Here is a 14,608-nt window from a genome sequence, read left to right as displayed (position 1 = left end):
TGGTTTTTGTTTATAATGGCCTGACTTCGTAGGAATTCGAATTCACTTCTAAAAATCGATATGATCGAGCCTCGTTTTTCAGGCAGGCTCCCAGAATAATAATCTTATCCAATATAAGAAAGGGCGCTCTATCATGAATAAAACGGTTCGTTTGGGGGTTTTGGCGACATTGGTATTCTCGATAGGTTGTGCGGCACAGGGAGGCTCCGGAGGAGGCGATACGGGCAGCATGGACCGGGTTTCCAGCAGCGGAAAGGGCATTACAATCGTTAAACCGAGAACCGCTGAGAGTGTGGGCAACAAGGTGGAGGTCTGCATTGAGGCGGACGGCTATACCGTGGAACCCGCCAAAAACGGCGTCAACGAGGGCAAGGGGCACCATCATTTGATCATTGATGTCGATCTGCCGCCGGCCGGTCAACCCATTCCGAAGGACAGCAATCACGTCCACATGGGTGACGGCTCCACCTGCAAAACCCTCGAATTGGCAGATGGTATGCACCGGATTCAGGCGCTGTTCGCCAAGGGCAATCACGTTCCTTATGATCCGCCGGTTACCGATTCCATAGTTGTGTTTGTTCAGTAATAACTTTTGAAAAAACGTTAATTCTGGGAGTCTGAAAATGAAAATTCTCACACGGGTTTTTGCAATCATGGCCATTTTTATGCTCATCGGCTGTGCTTCGAGCGGTGGAACCGGCAGCTCTTCGTCCTCCTCGTCTTCCTCGTACTCGGATGTCAAACAGTTGACCGCTGAGGATTACGAACGGCTGGGAATCAAGGAAACCAACCGGGACTGATTGCACCCGTTCGTTCCAAAAAACAAAACGCGGAGGCAAACGCCTCCGCGTTTTTTTATGCGCGAATTCCGGTTTAAAGGTGGTCGAGGAACTCCGCCAGGCCGGATACCACCACATCGGCTTCCGAAAAGTCGATGTTCTGGTTGAGCGGGTTGCGTACGATGACGCAGGCCATGCCCGCGTCCTTCGCCGCCTGCAATCCCTTGAGGGCATCCTCCACCACGAAACAGCGTTCAGGCTGCAACTCCAGTTGTTGCGCCGCCTGCAGGAAGATATCCGGAGCCGGCTTTTCCCGCCGGGTGCCCGGGGATTTTCCGAGAATCGTCTTCACCATGTGCCCGGCGCCGGCATTCTCAAGTATGGCACGGATGTCATGCTCCCAGGACCCGGAGGCAATGGCCACCTTGAAGCGTTCGGTCACAACTTCCATGAACCGCATTGCGTCGGGGAACAGCTTGATATCCCCCCCCTGGCAGAACCGCGAATAGATCTCGAACTTCTCTTCCCGCATCGCCTCGGGGGTGACATCGAGTTTCAGGTTGTAACGTTCGATCTCTCCCTTGAGGCCTTTTCCCTTGGATGTGAATTCGACCCAGTATTCATCCGGGTCGATGCTGTGCCCGTAGCGCTCGAATACGGCATTGTAGGCCTTGTAGTGGAACGGTTCCGAATCGGCGATCAGGCCGTCGAAGTCGAGGATGACGCCTTCGCTGTTCCGGGTCAATTCGGTGATGCGGGTTTTGAGATCGTTGCTCACGGTAATAAATCGCTACGGTTTGGCCAGCTCGGGGCCGGTGTGTTCATGATCGTAAACGGACAGGCCGATGCGGTCGAACCGCACACTGCCGCGGTCGCCGTTCCAGGACCAGTAGATCCACTGCGCCTTGCCGCGTACCTTGTCGAGGTCGAGGAAGCCCCACTTCCTGCTGTCGTGGCTGTTCTCACGGTTGTCACCCATCACGAACACGTGGCCGTCTGGAATCAGCAGGGGGCCGAGGTCGTCGCGTTCCGGCACCGGTTCCAGGCTGGGCGGTTCCGTGTGGTGCACGTAGGATTCCTCCATGCGCTGGCCGTTGATGTACACCTGCTGGTGGCGCAGCTCCAGCTTTTCACCCGGAAGACCGATGACCCGTTTGATGAAATCCTTGGTCTCATCGAGCGGGTATTTGAAAACGATGATGTCGCCACGCTCCGGCACTTCCTGGAACAAAAGGATGTCCGGAAAAAACCGGATGCCGACGAACGGGATCTCGTTCGGAATGTGGATGCCGTAGCTGAACTTGGTGACCAGCAGGTGGTCGCCGATCAGAAGGGTGTCTTCCATCGAGCCGGAAGGAATTTTAAAGGCCTGCACCACAAAGGTGCGGATGAGAAGGGCCAGCACCAGGGCGATGACGATCGCCTCGGTGTACTCCCTCAGCGTGCTTTTCCGGGGTTTGGGGTTGGAGACCGGGGGCGAAGCGGGGCCGCGTGCGTTCTGTTCGGTATTATTTGACATCAGTCCTCAGCACCGCCAGAAAGGCCTCCTGCGGAATTTCCACCTTGCCGATCTGCTTCATCCGTTTTTTCCCGGCTTTCTGCTTTTCCAGAAGTTTGCGTTTGCGGGTGATGTCGCCTCCGTAACACTTGGCCAGCACATTCTTGCGCAGGGCTTTGACGGATTCGCGGGCGATGACCTTGCCGCCGATGGAGGCCTGGATGGCGACCTCGAACATTTGCCGGGGAATCTGCTCTTTCAGTTTTTTAACCAGTTCGCGGCCCCGGTAATAGGCCTTGTCACGGTGAACGATCATGGACAGGGCATCGACCGTCTCTCCGTTGAACAGGATGTCCAACTTTACCAAATCCGACGCCCGAAAATCCAAAAATTCATAATCGAACGATGCGTAGCCCTTGGTCGATGATTTGAGATGGTCGTAGAAGTCGAACACGATTTCACTGAACGGCAGGGCGTACTGGAGCATGACGGTTTTGGGTGTCAGGTACTCCATTTTCAATTGAATTCCGCGGCGGTCGCGCGCCAGGTTCATCACCGCACCGACGAACTCGTCGGGTACGATGATGGTGCCCCTCAGGTACGGTTCGAGGATGGTGTCGGTGCGGTCCTGCTTTTTCAGGTTCGACGGGTTGTCGATGACCACCATGTCGCCGTGCTCCGGTTTCAGGTGAAACACCACTGTGGGCGCGGTGGTCAGCAGGTCCACGTTGTATTCGCGTTCGAGCCGTTCGCGCACGATTTCCATGTGCAGGAGGCCCAGGAAGCCGCACCGGAAGCCGAAACCGAGGGCGGCGGAGGTCTCCGGCTCGTAGGTGAACGAGGCGTCGTTGAGGCGGAGCTTCTTGAGGGCGTCGCGCAGGTTTTCGTACTGGTCGCCGTCGATCGGGTACAGCCCGCTGAACACCATCGGTTTGACGTCCTTGTAGCCGGGCAGGGGGTTGGGACAATTGTTCTTGAATTCGGTGACGGTATCGCCGATTTTCGTTTCATCCAGTTTTTTGATGCCGGCGATGACGAAGCCGACTTCGCCCGCGCTCAGGCTGTCGATGCGTTTCGGCACCGGCGTGAACGCACCCAGTTCTTCCACTTCGAAGGTGTGGCCGGTGGCCATCATCTGGATGGTCATGCCTTCTTTCAGGTGGCCGTCCACCACGCGCACGAGGATCATCACGCCCTTGTACAGGTCGTACCAGGCGTCGAACAGAAGCGCCTTGAGCGGCTGGTCCCGATCGCCTTCCGGGGACGGGATGCGCTCGACGATGGCTTCCATGATCTCCTCCACGCCGATGCCCTGCTTGGCGCTGGCAAGGATGGCCTCGGTGGAATCGATCTGCAGAATATCCTCCAGCTGCTCGCGTACCATGTCCGGATCGGCGCTCGGCAGGTCCACCTTGTTGATAACGGGAATGATGGTCAGGTTGCCCGCCATGGCCAGGTTGACGTTGGCGATGGTCTGCGCCTGGATGCCCTGCGACGCGTCGATCAACAGCAGGACGCCCTCGCAGGCGGCAAGGCTGCGCGACACTTCATAGGAGAAGTCCACGTGGCCCGGGGTGTCGATCATGTTGAAAGTGTAGTTGTCGCCTTTTTGCGAGCGGTACGGCAGGCGCACGGTCTGTGCCTTGATGGTGATGCCGCGTTCCCGCTCCAGGTCCATGTTGTCGAGGTACTGGTCCTTGAACACGCGCTGTTCGAGCGCACCGGTTTTCAGGATCAGTTTGTCCGCGAGGGTGGACTTCCCGTGATCGATGTGGGCGATGATTGAAAAATTGCGAATGTGTGTTTGGTTCATCTCGGGGTATTGGTTCGGGTGTGCTCTGGGCAGACCCGGTATTGTAGCAAGTTATGGGAAGCGCCGTATTTCTTTTTACGAAAAGGGCGGGTTCGGCCGGTGTGGGTCAACGGACCGTCTCGGTGTCTTTTCCGGAAGCCTCCATCCGGGAAGGAACCGGAACCCGTGGCATGGCCGTGTGAGGGGACAATTCTTCCGGCAGGGGGTACCGTTCCACCAGCCCGCGCAGGTATTGCCTCCAGTCCCGGAACCGGAGCTTCATCACTTCGAAATCGCGGTTGTTGTCGATGTCCAGCGTGGTTCCCGGAAAGGGAGTGACCAGGCCCATGAAACGGGTCTTGAGGCCCTTCGACACCCAGCCCTCCAGGTGGCGTTTCGGCACCCAGCGGCGAACCCAGTCCGCCACCCGGTCCAGTTTCAGGCGGGCGCACATCAGGCACACGAGCAGGCACAGGTAAAACCGGTAGCCGCGATAGCAGTCCTTTTTGAACAGCTCGATGCTGAAACGGACCACGTTCTTGATGTCGCGCTGGTAGCGGTACCGGTACATGGTCTGGATATAATGCCGGTTCTCGATGCGCCCCGGTTTCACCAGGTGCATGTTGTTGATGCGGAATTTGTCTTCCCTCAAATGCAGGTAGGCCATCTTGATGCCGGGTTGGCCCTTCTTAGGGTAGAACGGACGCATCGCTTTCTCCGGCGTCAGCCCCAGGACGTAATCGAAATTGTCTGTGTCCGCGTGCGCGATGAAATAATCGATTTCGTGAGGTGTGATCAGCGGCGAATCGCACGGCACCACCAGGATCGCCTTGTCCTTGTGAATGGAGTTTTCGAGGTGCGATTCCGGCACCGGCTCCGGCAGGCTTTCCATATAAGCGAACCACACGTTCTCGTACAGCGACTGCTTCTGCTCGAGCAGGGTGATGGTTTTCGGGTGATTGAAGTCGATCCCGTCCCTCCGCAGGTGCTCGCGCAGTTCTTTTTTCTTGCCGACCACGTAGATGTTGCGCACCGTCCGTGCGTTCAACAGGGCGTCGATGACGTAGCTCACCACGGAGCGGTTTTCGATTTCGAGAAACGCTTTATGCTGGTGAAGGACCTGGTAGCTGTGCAGGCCTTCCCCCGCCACCACGACGGCATCGAATTGTTTGTACTGGTAAGGAACGTCCATGGCTTTTGTCAGGCGATTGGTGGTACCATTATAAATATGAAACAGAAAAACAGGGAGTCAATGTGTCCGCGCTGAAAAAAAGCGCCTAATATACTATGAATTAAGGATAAATCCAATTCCGGGTTGATCTCCCGCCTGAATTTCATTATACAAGTCGTTTTACATGCAGCGAATTTTTTGTCATTATAAAAACACATGTCCGTCAACACGCCTTTAAAAACCACCCCCCTTCACGCCATCCATGTCCGCCTGGGCGCCAAAATGGTGCCGTTTGCCGGGTGGGATATGCCCATTCAGTACAAGGGGGTCATGGACGAACACCGCACCGTGCGCGACGGCGTCGGTATCTTTGACGTGAGCCACATGGGCGAGGTGGAGGTCAAAGGCCCGCAATCCATGGCCTTTCTGCAACACCTGGTCACCAACGATGTGGAGAAGATGGCCGACGGCGGCATTCTCTACAGCCTGATGTGTTATGAGAACGGCGGCGTGGTGGACGATCTTTTGATACACCGCTTCAACGACAACCATTTTTTCCTGTGCGTCAACGCTGCCAATACGGACAAGGATTTTGACTGGATCGAACAGCAGGCAAAGAAATTTGACGTCAGCGTCGAAAACACGAGCGACCAGACAGCCCAGTTGGCGGTGCAGGGCAAGCACGCCGAAGCGTTGCTGAAACCCATGCTGGACATCCCGGTCGGTGACATCGCCTATTACACGTTCCAGAGCGGCAAAATCGAAGATGCCGACTGCATCATTTCCCGCACCGGCTACACCGGGGAAGACGGGTTCGAGGTTTACCTGTCGGTGGACGACGCGGCGGTGGTTTACGAAAAAATTTTGGAGGCGGGAAAACAATACGACCTGCAACCCATCGGCCTGGGTGCACGCGACACCCTGCGTATCGAGATGGGGTATCCGCTTTACGGGCAGGAGATCGACGCCGAGCACAACCCGCTCGAAGCGCGGCTGGGATTTGTCATCAAACTGAAAAAAGAAGCTGACTTTGTAGGCAAGGAAGCGCTTAAAAAACAAAAAGAAGCTGGATTGCAACGGAAGCTGGTAGCGATCAAGATGAAGGAACGCGGCGTTCCCCGGTCGCATTATAAAATCCTGAAGGATGGCCGGGCGGTGGGCGAGGTCACCAGCGGCACCTTTTCCCCGTCCTTGAATACCGGGGTGGCTCTGTGTTATGTACCCACAGACATGGCTCAGGTGGGCAACGCGCTTTCGGTGGAAATCCGCAACCAGGCGGTGGCTGCGGAGATCATCCCTCTCCCCATGGTGCCCAGCAACGTCAAGAAAAACTGAAACAGGACGGCGTGCCGGTCCGGACAGAAATCATCCGGCCGGGTCGCGATGCAATGAATAACAGGAGGCGACAATGGAAGTCCCGAAGGACCTGATGTACACGCGCGAGCACGAATGGCTCCGCATAGACGGCAACAAAGGGGTGATCGGCATCACGGCGTTCGCTCAGGACCAACTGGGCGATGTGGTGTTCGTTGAATTGCCGAAGGAAGGCTCCGACCTGCAACAGGAAAACACGTTCGGTGTGGTGGAGTCGGTCAAAACCGTGTCGGATCTCTACGCCCCGGCAAGCGGCAAGGTTACGAAGATCAACAAGGAACTCGAAGCTCATCCGGAGTTGATCAACCAGGAGCCCTACGGCAAGGGGTGGATTGTAGAAGTGGAGTTGAAGGATGCCAGCGAGAACAACGGCCTGCTCTCCGCCGCCGACTACGAAAACTTCCTGAAAGAACAGAACCAGTAATCCTCAAACTCCCTCTGTATTGAAATGCGCTATATTCCGCACACAGAAACCGACATTCAGGACATGCTCACCGCCATCGGCATTGGCGAGGTATCTGAGCTGTTCCAATCCATCCCCGAAAGCCTGCGGCTGGTGGAACCCCTGAACCTGCCCGCTGCACTCTCCGAGGCGGACATGGTGCAGGCCATGCGGCGGCTGGAGGCACGCAACCTGAATCCGGACGAATACTCGGTGTTCCTCGGCGCGGGAGCGTATCGGCATTTCACCCCGTCGATCGTGAACCACATGATCCTGCGGGGCGAGTTCGCCACCTGCTACACGCCGTACCAGCCGGAAGTCAGCCAGGGTACTCTGCAGGCCATCTTTGAGTTCCAGAGCATGATCTGCATGCTGACGGGAATGGAAATCGCCAACGCGTCGATGTATGACGGCTCGACGGCGCTGGCGGAGGCGGTGCTGATGGCGCATCGCATCAACAACGGGACCGAGGTATTGATGGCGAAAAGCGTGCACCCGGAGTACCGGCACGTGTCCCGCACCTACACGCAGGGCCTCGGCATCACGTACAAGGAAATCCCGTTCGGTAACGACGGACGCATCGATCTTGAGTTCATCAAAAAGAACCTAACAGACAACACCAGTTGCGTGGTCATCCAGAGCCCGAATTTCTTTGGCGTGGCCGAGCAGTACGCGGAATTGTCCGAGCTTCTGAAAGAGAAGAACACTCGGCTGGTGGTGGCGGTGGCGGAAGCCACGTCCCTTGGCATATTGAAACCACCGGGCGAACGCGGTGCGGACATCTGCGTTGGCGAGGGCCAGGCGCTGGGGTTGCCGGTGTCCTACGGCGGCCCGTATGTCGGCTTCTTTGCGACCAAGGAAGAGTTCTTTCGACAACTGCCCGGGCGCATCGTCGGCGAAACGCTGGACCGCGAAGGCCACCGTGCGTATGCGTTGACCCTGGCCACGCGCGAACAACACATCCGCCGCGAAAAAGCGACATCCAACATCTGCACCAACCAGGGCCTGTGCGCGCTTGCGACCACGGTGTACATGGCGGCGATGGGCAAGGACGGCATGCACGAGGTGGCGAAACGCAACCTGCTCCACGCCGATTACATGAAGAACAAACTGTCGAAGCTGAAGGATTTCAAGATTCGTTTTTCAGGCGAAACGTACAACGAATTCGTGCTGGAATGCCCGAAGCCCGCAGAGGAAGTGCGTGATCAACTGTTGCAGGAGAAGATCGTTGCCGGCCTGCCGCTCGGTCAGCATTATGAAGAGCTCACCAACTGCCTGCTTCTCTGCGCCACCGAGCTCACCCCGCAGGACCAGATCGACCGCCTGGCCGATCAACTGTCCCGCGTTTAATTCTCCGGCATTTCGTAACGTTTTTTGTAATCGCCGATTCGTTTTTTTGTCGTCTCCGCGGTCTCCCCGTTCACGCGCAACCAGTCGATCGCCAGTTTTTCGGCGATGACCTTGCCGACCCTTTCGCTTTCCCAGTACCCCCAGTGGCAAATAGGGGTCCACCCCAAGAAAAACGATCCCACCCCGATGTTGATATCCGCCGTGACGGCTTCCCTGCAATGGGCGTTGATCGGGCGGATGGGGTAACCGACGATGTCGTCTTGATCAAAAATGTTCACCCAGACGCCCTGGGGGTCCTCCACTTTTTGCGGTAAGAATTTATCGAAGGGATCCGAGCCGCTATTGTGATTATAAAACCGGTTTGCGTAGAGGGCGATGGGGCTTCCCAGAGTGAAAAAATTGGTGAAGATCAGCCGTCGGTCGGGTTTCAGTGTATTGCGGGTGTCGTAAAAATAGTCGGATAGAATGACTGTTCCCAGGCTGTGCGACACGACGGTAAGCAGGGTGTTCTGGTCGGGGCTGGTTTGATCGGAAATCTCTTTGATGAGCTGGCCGATGCGCTCATGGATTTTGCGGTACTGGGAGTAGGGGCCTTCGTTGGGTCCCTTGCAGTAAGAGATGGCATCCCCGAAGTAGTCGATGGAAAACCGGCGACAACAAAGCCAGTCGACATCCGTGTGCGGGTCACGGAACAACCTTTTCTTCAATTCATCTTCTCCCTCTTGAACAATGTCCGCCCACAAGCCTTCCTTGAAGATCAATGCGTCGCGGACTCCGGCCCGATGGTCCTCACCCATATACCGGAGTGCTTTTTTGAAGTTGGAACGCAGGTTCTTCTCTATGTGCTCGCTGAATCCTTTTATTTGAGAGCCGATTCCGTGAACGATGAACACCGCTATTTGTTTGTCCATAACGATCCCTCCCCGAGAATGTGCGTCCCGGATCGGGTGAACCGTCTTGCCGCCCGCCCGGGGCGCTTTGGATGGGTTATTGAACCGTGCTGACGATGATCACGCTGGTGGTGTGCAGGTCGTACCGTTGGTTGTTTGCATCATCGACCAAAACGATCCAGTCGTCCTGAATGGTTTTGATTTTGACCGGAATTTCCCGCCCCCCCAGCACGGTGACGAATTCCTGGTCCTGTTCCTTGAGTTTCTTCAATACATCCAAGAACGCACTCATTGCAACCTCCTTTCGTTTTCCATAAACCGTCGGTCAGGGACGGGTGGGGTTTTCCATCCCTTCAAGCAGGGACCCGGTGCTCTTTTTGATTTTTTGAAGGGTTTCCAACCGTTTGGTCTCCGCTTCCGTCAAACGCGCCTGACTTTTGCTGGCTTCGGACTCGGCCAGGTTCAGAGCGGCTTTCAGGACATCCTTGTACAGCTTCACGTGGTCTTCCGGTTTCAGGTTGGAGTTCATGCTCAATTCGCACAGGCGGAACAGGGCCTCCCTCAGGAACATGATCATCTGCGTGCGTTCGGCCAGGTTGACCACATCCTGGTTGAACTCCGCTTTGCCTTTGCCTTCGACCCCGGCGTAGGTGCCCATGGCTTCCAGCTTTTCGGCCAGCTTGTAAGCCACGTCCGGCGAGGGCTCGGCACAGGTTTTGTAATTGCCTGCACTGTCCTTGAAAAAAAACGTGCCGCGGCGGCTGGCGTCGTAATCCAGCCAGTATTGTTTGTTGGTTTCCAGTTCGTGGTCGCGTGCCGGGTCCACGAAGTGCGCACACCCCACAGTGGACAGCAGAAGGAACAGGACGATCGATCGGCGTTTCATGACGGACTCCTAAATATTTTTTCCGAAACGGTTCCCGGGCGGGGAAGTTCCGAAACAGGGCGGGTGAATGGTAATGATGGGTTCAGAATGGTTCGGAAAGGCGAAAAAATCAACTAAAAATGAATTCGCCCGTGTGGTCAACCGATTTTATCGGCCAGTTCCTCGGCGGGGTAGGTGAGGATTTCAGACAGGGTGGGATGGTAGTACGGCATCTGGAGCATGTCGTAAACGGTGCCGTGGTAATACATGACCGCGGTGAGGTGGTGGATCAGCTCGCCCGCTTCCGGCCCGGTGATGTGCCCGCCGATGAGCGTGCCGTCGTCCGGACGGCACAACAGTTTCACCAGTCCGTGCGTCTCACCCAGGCACAGCGACTTGCCGTGGTCGTCAAAAGGGTACGACGCAGTGAGGTAAGGCCAGTTGTTCGCCCGGCATTCCTTCTCGGAGTACCCGACACTGGCCACCGCCGGGTCGGTGAACACCACACTGGTTTTCATCCGTTCTTCAAACCGTTGTTGCGCGCCGTCGGGATTCAGTGCGTTGTGCGCTGCGATCTCGCCCTGCTGGATGGCGATGTGCACCACCTCGTGCAGGCCGTTGACGTCCCCTACGGCGAATATGTTGTGTTTGCTGGTGCGCATGGTAGCGTCCACGGCGATGCCCCAGTCTCCCATCTTCACGCCCGCCGCTTCGAGGTTCAACCCGGCCACATTGGGCGTTCGGCCCAGCGCGTTTAAAATGGTGGAAGCCGACACGGTGGTTTCTTTCCCCTCATGCAGAAAGTGGGCACAACGTTTTCCATCCTGCACGCTGATATTCAGATCGCGCGTGCCGGTGTACACCGTCATGCCTTCTTCCCGAAAGCGCGCTTCCACCGGGCGTGCCATATCCTCATCCTGCGACGAAAGAATATGACCGCTTCGCTGCACCAGGGTTACCTTCGTGCCGATGCGCTGGAAAAACTGGGCGAGTTCCACGCCGACGAATCCCGCACCCAGCACGATCATCGAATCCGGTTGCTCGCGTAATTCGAGCACGTCGTCGCTCGTCAGGAACCCGGCCTCATTCAAACCGGGTACGGGAATGTCGGCGATAACGGATCCGGTGGCGATGATGAAAGAACGCGCACTGTAGCGTTTTCCTCCGGCTTCAACGGAGCTATACGAGACGAACCGTGCGGGTTGTTCGATCAGCGTGAACCGCGGACTCTTCAACTGCTCGATGCGGTAACGGGTGAAGTCGTCGATCAGTTTCGTTTTGCGGTCGATGATGGCGGTGAGACTGGCGCGCGGGCTGTCGGCGGCGAGGCCGAACTCCCCGGCCCGGAGCATCAGCGCCATCACGTCCGAGGAACGCAGGATGGTTTTGGTCGGCATGCAACCGCGCAGGATGCAGAGCCCGCCCAGGGGTCCCGGATCGAAGATGGCGACCTTGGCTCCGGCGCGTTCGGCGGCGCTTGCCGCGGCGTATCCCGCGGAGCCGCCGCCGATCACGATGATGTCAAAGTCCATGACGAATGCGAATCGGTTTGGAAGAGTCGGAAAGGGGCGTCACTCGAAGTCTTCCGGCGACATCTTGAACTCGTGGTAGCATTCACGCAGAAGGTCCTCCGCCGTTTCCGTCATCACCGTGTCGCCCTGTTCCTTGAACAGGTCCTTGGCGATGCGCAGGTGGTGGATGGCCTCGCGTCCGCGTTTGACCGAGTAATGCACGGTCGCCAGGTTGCTGTGGGCGCGTGCGAAGTTGGGATTGATCTTGAGCGCCTCTTCATAATGCTTGACCGATTCGTCGATCATGCCCAGCAGGTTGAGGATGAGGCCCAGGCTGTAATGCGCCATCACATCGTCCGGCTTCAGCTCCACGGCTTTCTGAAAGCATTCCATTGCCTTCACGTTCTTGGGGATCTTGCCGTAGCGAATACCCTTGTTGAACCAGGCTTTGAAGTGGGCCGGGTCCTGTTCGGTGCATTTATCGTACGCTTCAATCGCGCCATCGTTGTCCCCGGCACGACCGCGCTCAAGGCCAATTTGAAACCATTGCTCCGCAGACCGCGGAGTTTCACTTTCCGTCGTCATTCGAATTCCCTTATTAGTGGATCGGGATTGCAGGATTGCAAGTCGTTGATATTCTGAGGACCCTATGCTAACTTATTACCCAACCAATTTTCAACACCCGTACCCGCAATTCCCCCACGGGGTTTCCGGTCGTTTCTTTTCAAATCATTACGCCCTTATTTTATCCGATAAACCGTAAGAATAGAGGAAGTTAGGAAAAACATGAGTATTGAACCCGGTTCCGAAGAAGAACGTCTGTTGCTGGGTCGCTGGATCCGCAAAGGACAGGACCTGATCGTCGCCTCCTCCGCCTTGGGGGACTCCTACCTGGATCCCAACGTGAAGCGCGCGGACGATGTCCAATCTCTTTCAGAAGAATATGTGCAATTTGACCACGATGTGGCTGAGAAACTGCCGCACCTCAAAGGCCGGTTCCGCTGGGACCTGGAAAAATACTTCCGCGACCATTTCGGTCCCTATCTGCCCAAGGAATAACCGAATCCATGTCCGACGTCAAAATCTCCGGGCTGGACGACACCCCGGCCGAAAACGAAGGCCGCATCATCCAGTTCAACCATCCATTCACGGAATACCCATATACCCTTGCCCTTTTCCAGAGTGCAGGCCGCTTTTTTGTCATCACCGATGCCTGCAAAATGTGCGGATCGAGCCTGGGACGGGGCTCCCTGAAAGGCATGTACGCTGCCTGCGCGAGAGAAGGTCACCCCTGGCACATCAAAACCGGGTTGTGCAAGTTCGACCGCACACAATCCCAGCCGACCTACCGCGTGCAGGTACGGGACGACGGACTCTACATCGAAATCTGAAACCGAAATCGTTGAGGCGTAAAGAGCGGGTTAACTGCGCCGCCAGGCGTGGAATTTTTGCACCCACTTGAGAAGACCCTGGGGGGCGTGTGCCTGTTTCCAGACGCCGGCGGCGAACTTGTTGGCCTCTGCCATGGTGGGGTAGATGTGAATGGTGCCAAGGATTTTGTTCAGGCCGAGGCCGTGCTTCATGGCCAGCACGTATTCGGCGATGAGGTCCCCCGCGTGGTAGCCGACGATCGTCACGCCTAAAATCCTGTCTTTACCGGGCACGGTCAGCACCTTCACGAAACCGTGGTCCTCGCTGTCGGCGATGGCGCGGTCGAGATCGTCGATTCCGTAGGTCGTCACTTCATACGGTATGTTTTTCTCCTTCGCTTCCATTTCGTTCAAGCCGACCCGGGCCACTTCCGGATCGGTGAACGTGCACCACGGGATGACGCGGTAATCGACCTTGAATTTTTTGAACGGGCTGAACAATGCGTTGACCGCGCAGTACCACGCCTGGTGCGCCGCGGTGTGGGTGAACTGGTAAGGCCCCGCCACATCGCCGCAGGCATAGATGTTCTTGTGCGCGGGGGTGCGCAGGTATTCGTCCACTTCCACCGTGCCGCGCGGACCGAGTTTCACACCGATCTCCTCCAGCCCGAATCCTTTCGCATTTGCGGCCCGTCCCACGGCGACGAGGACACGGTCGAACTCGATGTCTTCCGTACCGTTCCGGGTTTCAACCCGCATGAACGTGCGCCCGCCTTCTTTGACCACTTCCTTGCACCTGGTATTGACCCGCACATCGATGCCTTCCGCCATGAACTTTTCGCGCACGGTTCGGCTGACTTCCTCGTCCTCCCGACTCAGGATGTCCGGCAGCATTTCCACCTGCGTCACCTGGCTGCCGACGCGGGCGAAGGCCTGCGCCAGCTCCGAACCGATGGGCCCGCCGCCCGCGACCAGCAGGCGTTTCGGCAATTCACGCAGATTCCACAGGGTGTCGGAGGTGAGCGGTTCCACCTGGTCGAGGCCGGGGATGGGCGGCACGGCCGGGCGCGCCCCGGTGGCGATGATGATGTTCTTTGTCGTCAGGATCTTGCCGTTCACTTCCACTTCGTGGGGGGACCGGATTCGTGCTTCTCCGGTAAAGCAGTCGACTCCCAGACGCGTGTAACGTTCGATGCTGTCGTGCGGCTCGATTTTGCTGATGACCGCCTGCACGCGCTCCATGATGTCGGCGAAATCGAAATCGGCGGTGGCGGACTTCAAACCGAATTTTTCATGACGCTGGATATACGAAAGGATTTTGCCGCTTCGGATGAGGGCCTTGCTCGGCACACAACCGGTATTCAAACAGTCGCCACCCATCTTGTGTTTTTCGATGAGTGCCACTTTTGCTTTCAGCACCGATCCGATATACGCCGAAACCAGGCCCGCGGAGCCGCCGCCAATCACAATGAGGTTGTAGTCTTTTTTCGCCATGCACGTTCCCCGATTCATTAAAACATAATTTTCAGTGATTCGCAGGTCCTGTCGCAGGAATGACAGAATCCC

17 protein-coding genes are annotated in these 14,608 nt (G+C 56.8%); 7 read left to right on the top strand and 10 right to left on the bottom strand.

Translation table 11 applies throughout. The features are described from left to right. The first annotated feature begins 133 nt into the window (after positions 1–133). Both ACTRW9_RS08685 and ACTRW9_RS08680 read left to right on the top strand, forming a co-directional pair. Positions 134–586 carry a DUF4399 domain-containing protein gene (locus ACTRW9_RS08685; protein ID WP_442427413.1) on the top strand — a complete coding sequence of 151 codons (453 nt, stop codon included), beginning with the start codon at positions 134–136 and terminating at the stop codon, positions 584–586. A gap of 37 nt (positions 587–623) precedes the next feature. Further along, positions 624–800 (top strand): hypothetical protein, encoded by a 177-nt coding sequence (locus ACTRW9_RS08680; RefSeq protein ID WP_442427412.1) that lies wholly within the window; start codon positions 624–626, stop codon positions 798–800. 73 nt (positions 801–873) lie between these two features. Here ACTRW9_RS08680 and ACTRW9_RS08675 read toward each other — a convergent pair whose 3' ends face one another. From ACTRW9_RS08675 to ACTRW9_RS08660, 4 genes are all read right to left on the bottom strand, one after another. Next, a complete protein-coding gene (locus tag ACTRW9_RS08675; protein ID WP_442429040.1) occupies positions 874–1,557 on the bottom strand; it encodes an HAD family hydrolase in 684 nt (227 codons plus the stop codon). Positions 1,558–1,569: 12 nt separating this feature from the next. Further along, positions 1,570–2,298 (bottom strand): signal peptidase I, encoded by a 729-nt coding sequence (gene lepB / locus ACTRW9_RS08670; RefSeq protein ID WP_442427410.1) that lies wholly within the window; start codon positions 2,296–2,298, stop codon positions 1,570–1,572. Further along, positions 2,288–4,090 carry a translation elongation factor 4 gene (gene lepA / locus ACTRW9_RS08665; protein ID WP_442429039.1) on the bottom strand — a complete coding sequence of 601 codons (1,803 nt, stop codon included), beginning with the start codon at positions 4,088–4,090 and terminating at the stop codon, positions 2,288–2,290. Before lepA ends, lepB begins: the two co-directional genes overlap by 11 nt. 106 nt (positions 4,091–4,196) lie before the next feature. After that, positions 4,197–5,261, bottom strand: a complete 1,065-nt coding sequence (locus tag ACTRW9_RS08660; RefSeq protein WP_442427408.1) for a nucleotidyltransferase family protein — start codon at positions 5,259–5,261, stop codon at positions 4,197–4,199. A 195-nt stretch (positions 5,262–5,456) separates the two neighbouring features. On the opposite strand from ACTRW9_RS08660, the gene gcvT reads away from it, so the two are divergent. From gcvT to gcvPA, 3 genes are all read left to right on the top strand, one after another. After that, entirely contained in the window at positions 5,457–6,575 is a 1,119-nt protein-coding gene (gcvT, locus tag ACTRW9_RS08655; protein WP_442429038.1) for a glycine cleavage system aminomethyltransferase GcvT, read from the top strand. 73 nt (positions 6,576–6,648) lie between these two features. After that, positions 6,649–7,038, top strand: coding sequence for a glycine cleavage system protein GcvH (gene gcvH, locus ACTRW9_RS08650; protein ID WP_442427406.1), 390 nt, complete (start codon positions 6,649–6,651; stop codon positions 7,036–7,038). A gap of 24 nt (positions 7,039–7,062) precedes the next feature. Next, complete coding sequence (gene gcvPA, locus ACTRW9_RS08645; protein WP_442429037.1) at positions 7,063–8,406, top strand: aminomethyl-transferring glycine dehydrogenase subunit GcvPA; 1,344 nt, start codon at positions 7,063–7,065, stop codon at positions 8,404–8,406. Here the strand turns inward: gcvPA and ACTRW9_RS08640 are convergent. From ACTRW9_RS08640 to ACTRW9_RS08620, 5 genes are all read right to left on the bottom strand, one after another. After that, on the bottom strand, positions 8,403–9,317 hold the full coding sequence (locus ACTRW9_RS08640) for a hypothetical protein (RefSeq protein WP_442429036.1): 915 nt from the start codon (positions 9,315–9,317) through the stop codon (positions 8,403–8,405). The two genes, gcvPA and ACTRW9_RS08640, sit on opposite strands and share 4 nt — an antisense overlap. Positions 9,318–9,393: 76 nt before the next feature. Continuing rightward, the gene (locus ACTRW9_RS08635) at positions 9,394–9,588 is read right to left on the bottom strand and encodes a hypothetical protein (protein ID WP_442429035.1); all 195 of its coding nucleotides are present in this window, start codon (positions 9,586–9,588) and stop codon (positions 9,394–9,396) included. Positions 9,589–9,621: 33 nt separating this feature from the next. Then, on the bottom strand, positions 9,622–10,182 hold the full coding sequence (locus ACTRW9_RS08630; protein ID WP_442429034.1) for a hypothetical protein: 561 nt from the start codon (positions 10,180–10,182) through the stop codon (positions 9,622–9,624). A gap of 137 nt (positions 10,183–10,319) precedes the next feature. Next, a complete protein-coding gene (locus ACTRW9_RS08625; RefSeq protein ID WP_442429033.1) occupies positions 10,320–11,693 on the bottom strand; it encodes a dihydrolipoyl dehydrogenase family protein in 1,374 nt (457 codons plus the stop codon). Positions 11,694–11,732: 39 nt separating this feature from the next. Then, entirely contained in the window at positions 11,733–12,257 is a 525-nt protein-coding gene (locus ACTRW9_RS08620) for a tetratricopeptide repeat protein (protein WP_442427400.1), read from the bottom strand. A 201-nt stretch (positions 12,258–12,458) separates the two neighbouring features. Between ACTRW9_RS08620 and ACTRW9_RS08615 the strand changes: the two genes are divergently transcribed. Then, entirely contained in the window at positions 12,459–12,731 is a 273-nt protein-coding gene (locus tag ACTRW9_RS08615; protein WP_442427399.1) for a hypothetical protein, read from the top strand. Positions 12,732–12,739: 8 nt separating this feature from the next. Continuing rightward, positions 12,740–13,063 carry a Rieske (2Fe-2S) protein gene (locus ACTRW9_RS08610; RefSeq protein WP_442427398.1) on the top strand — a complete coding sequence of 108 codons (324 nt, stop codon included), beginning with the start codon at positions 12,740–12,742 and terminating at the stop codon, positions 13,061–13,063. Between the two features lie 30 nt (positions 13,064–13,093). On the opposite strand, the gene lpdA is transcribed toward ACTRW9_RS08610, so the two are convergent. Beyond that, positions 13,094–14,536 (bottom strand): dihydrolipoyl dehydrogenase, encoded by a 1,443-nt coding sequence (lpdA, locus tag ACTRW9_RS08605; RefSeq protein ID WP_442429032.1) that lies wholly within the window; start codon positions 14,534–14,536, stop codon positions 13,094–13,096. Positions 14,537–14,608 lie beyond the last annotated feature (72 nt).

Source organism: Nitrospina sp. 32_T5, assembly GCF_052156635.1.
Classification (GTDB): domain Bacteria; phylum Nitrospinota; class Nitrospinia; order Nitrospinales; family Nitrospinaceae; genus Nitrospina.
The sequence above is the reverse complement of the archived record's forward strand: the minus strand, read 5'-3'. Positions and strand labels throughout refer to the sequence as shown.